7 protein-coding genes are annotated in these 7638 nt (G+C 58.9%); 5 read left to right on the top strand and 2 right to left on the bottom strand.

All coding sequences use genetic code 11. The annotated features are described in order from the left end of the window. Positions 1-127: 127 nt before the first annotated feature. From yidD to HZA03_03745, 4 genes are all read left to right on the top strand, one after another. Positions 128-337 carry a membrane protein insertion efficiency factor YidD gene (gene yidD / locus HZA03_03760; protein MBI5637070.1) on the top strand — a complete coding sequence of 70 codons (210 nt, stop codon included), beginning with the start codon at positions 128-130 and terminating at the stop codon, positions 335-337. Between the two features lie 13 nt (positions 338-350). Then, positions 351-1952: a membrane protein insertase YidC gene (gene yidC / locus HZA03_03755; GenBank protein ID MBI5637069.1), complete on the top strand. Its 1602-nt coding sequence runs from the start codon at positions 351-353 to the stop codon at positions 1950-1952. 4 nt (positions 1953-1956) lie between these two features. Then, a complete protein-coding gene (locus HZA03_03750; GenBank protein MBI5637068.1) occupies positions 1957-2673 on the top strand; it encodes a KH domain-containing protein in 717 nt (238 codons plus the stop codon). 129 nt (positions 2674-2802) lie between these two features. After that, the gene (locus tag HZA03_03745) at positions 2803-3579 is read left to right on the top strand and encodes a FliA/WhiG family RNA polymerase sigma factor (protein ID MBI5637067.1); all 777 of its coding nucleotides are present in this window, start codon (positions 2803-2805) and stop codon (positions 3577-3579) included. A 40-nt stretch (positions 3580-3619) separates the two neighbouring features. Here the strand turns inward: HZA03_03745 and HZA03_03740 are convergent, their stop codons facing one another. Next, positions 3620-6094: a PAS domain-containing protein gene (locus HZA03_03740; protein ID MBI5637066.1), complete on the bottom strand. Its 2475-nt coding sequence runs from the start codon at positions 6092-6094 to the stop codon at positions 3620-3622. 110 nt (positions 6095-6204) lie between these two features. Here HZA03_03740 and HZA03_03735 point away from each other — a divergent pair, with 110 nt between their 5' ends. Continuing rightward, positions 6205-6858, top strand: coding sequence for an endonuclease III (locus HZA03_03735; protein MBI5637065.1), 654 nt, complete (start codon positions 6205-6207; stop codon positions 6856-6858). A gap of 34 nt (positions 6859-6892) precedes the next feature. Here the strand turns inward: HZA03_03735 and HZA03_03730 are convergent, their stop codons facing one another. After that, positions 6893-7573, bottom strand: a complete 681-nt coding sequence (locus tag HZA03_03730; protein ID MBI5637064.1) for a hypothetical protein — start codon at positions 7571-7573, stop codon at positions 6893-6895. Positions 7574-7638 lie beyond the last annotated feature (65 nt).

Here is a 7638-nt window from a genome sequence, read left to right as displayed (position 1 = left end):
TCTACAGACGGTTTGTGGCCGTCCTTTCGGGCCTCGACCTCGTGATCGTGGTCAAGCGCGGGCGGCAGGAACCTGAATACGGGGGCCTGGAACGCCAGTTTGAAAAACTGGCGGGGAAATTACAGTGATTAAGAGTTTGCTTTCGCTCCTTATAAGGGGATACCAACTGGCTATCAGCCCGCTGCTGCCGCCGGCATGCCGTTTTCACCCCACCTGTTCCTGCTATAGCCTTGAGGCCGTTCAAAAATATGGCGCATTGCGCGGCGGCTGGCTTGGCGTCAAACGGCTCTCAAAGTGCCATCCGCTCCACCCCGGCGGGTACGATCCCGTAGAATGAACCGAAAGGACTGATGGAAAAGAAAACTGTTTTAGCGGTGGTTCTCTCGCTGGCCGTTGTGCTTGGCTGGAACTTTTGGTATTACCATCGCTATAAAGACACCTTGGAGGCGAATCTCAAGGCCGCCGAACAGCAGGCGGCGGAAAAGAAAACCGAGCCAGCCAATACCCCCCCGCCGCCCGCGGTGGCGGCCACGCCCGCCGGAACGGCCGACCCGATGGCGGGGATTCCCGCCGAAAAGCCGGTCAACGCCCGAACCGTGGTTGTTGATACCGGCGTTACCCGCGTCATCCTTTCCAACGCGGGGGGCGTGATCCAATCACTCCAACTCATCAAATTCACCGGCGATAGCGGGAGCACCGTCGACTTGGTCGACCCGAAATCGCCGCTCAAGCCGCTGGCGCTCAAATTCGCCACCGGCGAAGCGACCAAAAAAATCAATCAGACGTTCTTTGCCACCGACGCGCCGGAAAGCATCGCCCTGACCCCCGAACATCCGGACGCCGTGGTTGTTTTCCACCTTACCCTGGATAACGGGGTGGCCATCACGAAGAAGATCGCCTTTAGCCACGGCTCGTACATGATCGGCCTCGACGTGGCCGTCACCGTGCCGGGCGGGGACGTGACCGGCTCCTCTTTCGGCCTTGCCTGGACCGGGCTGGGCGGGGACAAAGACACCATCAGCTACCACGGCCCGGTGGTGCTGACCGACGGCAAGCGGCTTGCTGACGCCCCCAAAGTGAACGAATCAAAAGACTACGCCGGGAAAGTGCTCTGGAGCGGGCTGACGGACAAATATTTCTGCGGCGTATTTCTGCTCGACGCGGAAAAATCGAACGTGACCACCTCGCAACCCTATGAAAAAGGCTACGAGATCACCGTGCAACTTGCGTCCAACGCGGGGCCGAACAAGCTTTCGCTCTACGCCGGCCCGAAAGACCATGCCATCCTTGATAAAGCGGGACACGACCTCGACCGTATCATCAACTACGGCTGGTTCGACATCATAGCAAGCCCGCTCTACATGGCGCTGCTCTGGATCAATACCTTCGTGGGAAACTACGGCTGGGCCGTCATCATCCTCACCATCATCGTCAAGCTGATCTTCTGGCCGATGACGCAGAGCAGCTTCCGCTCGATGGAAAAGATGCGCACCGTTCAGCCGCAGCTCAAAAAAATCCAGGAGCGGTACAAGAACGACAAGACGAAAATGAACGAGGAGATGATCGCGCTCTACCGGGAACACCGGATCAATCCGCTTTCCGGCTGCCTCCCGATCGTGCTGCAGATACCCGTATTCGTGGCGCTTTACAAAGTGCTGCTGGAATCGATAGAACTCAAAGGGGCGCCCTTCATGCTGTGGATACACGATCTTTCCATGAAAGACCCGTACTATGTATTCCCCGTCCTGATGGGCATATCCATGTTCGTGCAGCAGAAGATGTCCCCGGCCTCCACCGACCCCGTTCAACGGAACATCATGCTCATCCTTCCGGTGGTCTTCACCGTGATGTTCATAAATTTCCCGGCGGGGCTGGTGGTCTACTGGCTGGTGAACAACCTGCTCTCGATCCTCCAGCAATACATGATCCGGTTACAGAAGAAAGAGGGCTAAAAAAATGGAATGGACGACGGCTGAAGGAAAATCGTACGAAGAGGCGGTCGCCGCCCTGCTGAAAAGCATGGGGGCCGACAGAAGCGAAGTTGAAATAGAAGACCTGGGCGACGCGAAAAAACTCTTCGGCCTGGGCGGCACGGTGGCAAAGGTCCGCGGACGCCTTATGCATGAATCGTTCGCGGAGCCGGCCGTCAAACACCGCGCCAAAGCAGGCGCGGCCGCGCGGAGGACACCCCCGGCAAATCCCGTGGACATGGCCGGACTGGGCGACATACCGGAAAAAATGCGCGCCTTCCTCGAAGATATCGTGGCGAAAATGAACATTAAAAACGCGGCGGTGGACATCGCCCCCGGCGAAGGGCAAATCGTCCTGAATATCACCGGCGCGGGGGGCGGCGCGCTGACCGGCAGAAACGGCGAAACATTGGAAGCGTTGCAGACGCTGGTGGAAATCTATGCCGGACGGCTCAACGGCGCAAAGCTCCCCTTCGTGGTGGATGCCGAAGACTACCGCGCGCACCGCGAGGAAAAACTGCGCGCGCTGGCCGAAAAATCGGCGGAAAAAGCCATAACCACCGGCCGGAAAGTTTTCCTCGGGCCGATGAAGCCGTCCGAGCGCAAAACGATCCACGCCTTTTTGCAGGACGACACACGGGTGAAAACCCACAGCCAGGGAACGGGGGATAACCGCCAAGTGGTCATATATCCCGAAAAATAGCTTGGCGCCGTCGGAATTCCCCGTTACAGAACGGCTATTGTTCCCGGTGGTAAATACCGGTAGAATCTATCCGATGATTTTAAAGGGATTGTGGGCATCATCCCGCTTACTCAATAAGGGACGGGCGCGGTGAAAAAGACATATTCGGAACCGTCTGTCGGTATTAAAATCGGCACGCCGGAGGCCGACAAGCTCATTGTCGAGTACGCCCCGCTCATCAAGTTCATCGCGCAGCGGATCGCCGTGCGCCTCCCCCCCCACATCGAGCTGGACGACCTCACCAGCGCCGGGGTGATGGGGCTTATCGACGCCATCGGCAAATTCGACCCATCAAAAGACACGCAGTTCAAGACGTACGCCGAGATCCGCGTCCGCGGCGCCATACTGGACGAGCTGCGGTCGCTGGACTGGGTGCCGCGCTCGGTGCGCCAACGCGCCACCGAAATATCGCAGGCCTATGCCGCGGTGGAACAGCGGATGGGCCGCGCCGCATCCGACGAAGAAATCGCGGCCGAACTCGGCCTGCCGCTGGAAGAGTTCTATAAACAGTTGGGCAACGCCAAAAGCGCCCCGCTGCTGAGCATTGAAGACCTCGGCGGCTTGGGAAAAGACGGCGAAAAACGCGACATCATGGAAGTGCTGGCCGGATCGCCCGACACCGACCCGCAGATGATGGCCCGCGTGAGCGAAGTGCGCGAAATCATCGGCCGCGCCATCGACCAGCTCCCGGAAAAAGAGCGGCTGCTGGTATCCCTTTATTACTATGAAGAGTTGACCATGAAAGAAATCGGCGAAGTGCTCGGCATCACCGAATCGCGCGTTTCGCAGCTCCACACCCGCGCCGTGATGCGCCTGCGCGGCAAACTGCTCCGCTACATCCAGACCGACGACGATCTGCGCGACTGATCCGCTTTATCATGAATAAAGCGGGTTGACCCGCGCGGCATTACCCTTCTTTTGTCTCCGCCGCCGGGAACCTGACGGTGAAAAGCACGCCGCCATCCACGTTCCGCGCGGTGATCGTCCCCTTATGGGTCTTGATGATTCCGTGCGAGACGGATAGCCCCAGCCCGGTTCCTTTCCCCACTTCTTTGGTGGTGAAAAACGGGGTGAACACCTTGTCGATCATCGCATCGGGAATTGGGGGGCCGCTGTTCCATATCCGCGCTTCAACATCGCCGCCGTCGTTGAAGGTGCTGATCTTGATGAGCCGCTGGCCCGGCTGCCCCTTGAGGAAGAAGAACGCATTATTCAAAATATTCATGAAGACCTGCTGGAGCTGGTATTGGTCTCCCATGATCTGCCGCAGGCCGGGAGCGTAGTCCTTTTCCAGCGCCACGTTATTCACCTTGAATTCGTACTCCACGATATCGGTGGTCGCCCGCAGCACGTCGTTGAGGGCAACCTCCGTTTTCCGCGGCTGGTGCCGGTGGGAGAATCTCAGCAGGTTCTGCACGATGCGGGAACAGCGGAGCGCCTCGCCGTGAATCTTTTCCACGTCGCGGAGCGGCCCTTCCTGCCCCTTGAGTTCCTCCAGCAAAAATTCGGAGTAGCCGATGATGCCGGCCATCGGATTGTTCAACTCGTGGGCGATGCCGGTCGCCATCTCACCGATGGAGGCAAGCTTTTCGGTCTGCAAAAGCTGCGCCTGGAGGTTCCGGTTTTCCGTCACGTCGATGACAAGCTCGATGACCTGGGCCACCGCGCCGGCGGCGTCCGCCACGGGGGTGGCGCTGATGAAGTAGTGGCGGGTGTCCCCCGGGCCCAGCGTAAGGCTCACTTCCTCCTTTATTGTTTTGCCGATGCTGAACGCGCGCAGCGCCAGACAGTCTTCATCCTTGCCGACAAGGCAGAGGAGGCAGTTTCCCCGCCGGTCCGATACCTTTTCAGCCAAGGCCATAATCTCGCGGTAGCGGCTGTTGCTCCATTCCATTTGCAAGCCGGGCAGGAATACGGCGATACCCGCCCCGACCGAACTGACAATGCGGTCCATGTTCTCTTTTTCCCGCCGCAGGCTCAATTCATATTCCCGCCGGTCGGTCACGTTGCGCAAATAGACCTGATAGATGAAGCTCCCGCCGTCCTTGCGCCGCAACAGCGCCGTGTTGTTTTCAAAGTGGAGCGCGCGGCCACCCGCCGCGGCAATAACCTGCTCCGTGGTGAACGTTCCCTCCTTCCCCGCGAGGCGGCGGACGTTTTCCATGAATTCATCCGCGTTGCCCAACAGTTCGGTAAACGGCGCGCCAAGCAACTCATCGCGCGATTTTTTGCCCAACGTGTTCACCGCGCCGGTATTCACATCGGTGATGAGAAGGCCGGCGTCGAGGATAAATATCGGATCCGGATCCGCCTCGATGAGCATGTGGTACTTGTTTTCCTCCGCCGACAAGGCGGCGCCCATGCGGGCCTTTTCTTCCGCCACCAGCCTCCCCAACGCCATGCGGTAAAGCATAAAGCCCCCCGCCACCACCAGCAGCATCAGAACAAGAACAACCGCCGTGCGCATCCGCTGCACATTGCGCACGATCCCCATCACATCGTTGAAGCCGGTTTCGGAAACGATCACCCACCGGTTTTCCCCCAGTTCCATCGGCATGGTGGCGATAAGATCGCGCTGTGTGCCGCCGTGGGCCATGAGGTCGTAGGTGCCGGCCTCTTTGTTCAGCAAGACGGCAAGCTCGCCGGCGTGATATTCGTGCGACATCACCAGCGAGCAATACACCAAATTCCCCTCGCGGTCGAAAATCCACCGGTGGTCGTACGACTGTTTCCCCTTTTCGTAGTCGGATATGACGTTTTCCACGAACCCCATATCGACGGAAAGGAACAGCCGCCCCGCCGTCTTGCCTTTGTACAGCAACGGCACCGACACATCGATGAGGCGCAACAACTCCGCCCGCCCCCCGGTGACCGCCGTCACTTCATGCGGCTTCGATATCAGGGGAACGCGTTCCCCCAGCTTCCCGGCGGGCTGGAAAAGGCCTTCCACGCCGGCCTGAACCATTTTCACCCCCAGCCCCAAATTCACCATGTTAATCAACGGACGGCCGCTGGCATCGGTGATGGCGAAGCGGAGATGCGTGGGACTCCGCTCCATAAAGGGACGCACTTCGTTTTGGGCGAACTGCGTAAGGATGGGGGATGCCGGGTTTAACTCACCGTTGGCCAACCGCGCGGTGACACCCGTTTCCGCCAGACGCAGCGCGAATATTTGCAGCATCCCCTGGGTGGCGCCAAAATGATCGATGATGTGGCTTTTAAGGTGCTTGGCGAGGCGGAACTGTCCCTCGTTGAACTTCTGCGCCATATAGCGCTCGATGCTGCCGCCGAGGCTGTCGAATACCAGCCCGATAGCCACCACAAAAGCCACGAGACCGGCAACCGTGATGCCAAAAATGCGCTGGATTTTCTTTTCTGTCATGGACTGCGAATCCCACTCCCTCAATCGCCGGGGATTGGAATAATTTCATTCCCGGCCCTGCTCCTGTGGGGTAGTATTGCATAAACACGATGGCGAAAAAACATAATTTAATGACCAAAAAGGCGTTTCCGATTGACCGCGCGGTCGCAATACTCCGCAAGGAAGCGCCACGCTATACCGTGCCCATAGTGAGCCACTATGTGGAATCCCCCTTTAAGGTATTGATCTCCACGCTCCTTTCGCTTCGCACCAAGGATAAAACCACCGCCGCCGCGGCACAGCGGCTCTTCGCCAAGGCCGATACGCCGGAAGCCATCATGCGGATACCGCCGAACACGCTGGAAAAGCTCATCTATCCGGTCGGTTTTTACAAAAACAAGGCCAAGACGCTGCACCACGTATGCCATACGCTGCTGGAAAAATACGGCGGCAATGTGCCAAGCGCTTTGGATGAACTGTTAACGATAAAAGGGATCGGGCGGAAAACCGCCAACCTGGTGGTGACGCTCGGCTTTAACCAGCCGGGAATCTGCGTGGACATCCATGTACACCGGATCAGCAACCGCTGGGGCTACGTCAAAACCGCCGCGCCGGACGAAACGGAAACGGCGCTGCGGAAAAAGCTGCCGAAAAAATACTGGATCGAGTACAACGACCTGCTGGTGACCTACGGGCAAAACGTCTGCCTGCCGGTATCGCCGCACTGCTCCAAATGCCCGCTGGCGGCGTTCTGCCCCAAAACCGGCGTGACGCGCCACCGCTGAAACCCGGAATCCGGGGGTTTAAAAAACCGTCCGGCTATTTCCCCTCGATAACGGGAGGCGCGGGATGGTTCCGTGTGCGGTAACGTTTCGCCGGCGCGGGAGGAGGTTCCTGGCCAGCCGGTTTTTCCTTTGGCGCGGCGGCGGCCTGCGGAGGCGGTTGCCCCTGCGCCGGCTTTGCGGGAATGGCTTCCACGCGGGTGGTCTGCCATGTGACGCTATACGAATAACCGGTCAGCTCGGCGGCCAGCACATCGGCCACCGGCGTAACTTTTACCGTTTCCCCGGGGTTCATCATGCCCCCCGCGCCAACCGGAACATCGAATGATTTCGTCCCGTCTTTCGTTTTGACCTCGACATGCAGCTTTACATTTTCCGCCTTGCCATTCATTCCGTTTTTCACTTCGCCGCTGAAGCCGCATTTTCCATCTTCGGCCGCGGACGGACTGAGGGAGAGCACGGTCACGGCGCCGCCATTGGCGGTTCCCTCTTTGGCCGCATCAGCGCCCGCCGGTTCGGGAGGCGGCTCTTTGACCACCATCACCGAGCTGGCGGAAAAACGGAATTCGGGCGGGACGTCGTCCATTGAGCTGACGAAAAGCCGTTTGCCTTTGGCGTCGGTGTAACGGTACATCTTGTACGCCTCGGCCGAAGCTTCCGCACAGAGCCAGAGGGATCCCGCCGCGCAGAGAATCATCAGGAAGGGCTTTTTAAACACGGGGTTTATTCTACCCCACCAGCGGGGGCGGATTCAAAACAGGATAACCGGCCCGCCGACGGACG

Source organism: Nitrospinota bacterium, assembly GCA_016217735.1.
In the GTDB taxonomy this organism is placed as follows: Bacteria; Nitrospinota_A; UBA7883; order JACRGQ01; family JACRGQ01; genus JACRGQ01.
Note: the sequence above shows the minus strand (reverse complement) of the source record. Positions and strands in the feature narration are given on the sequence as shown.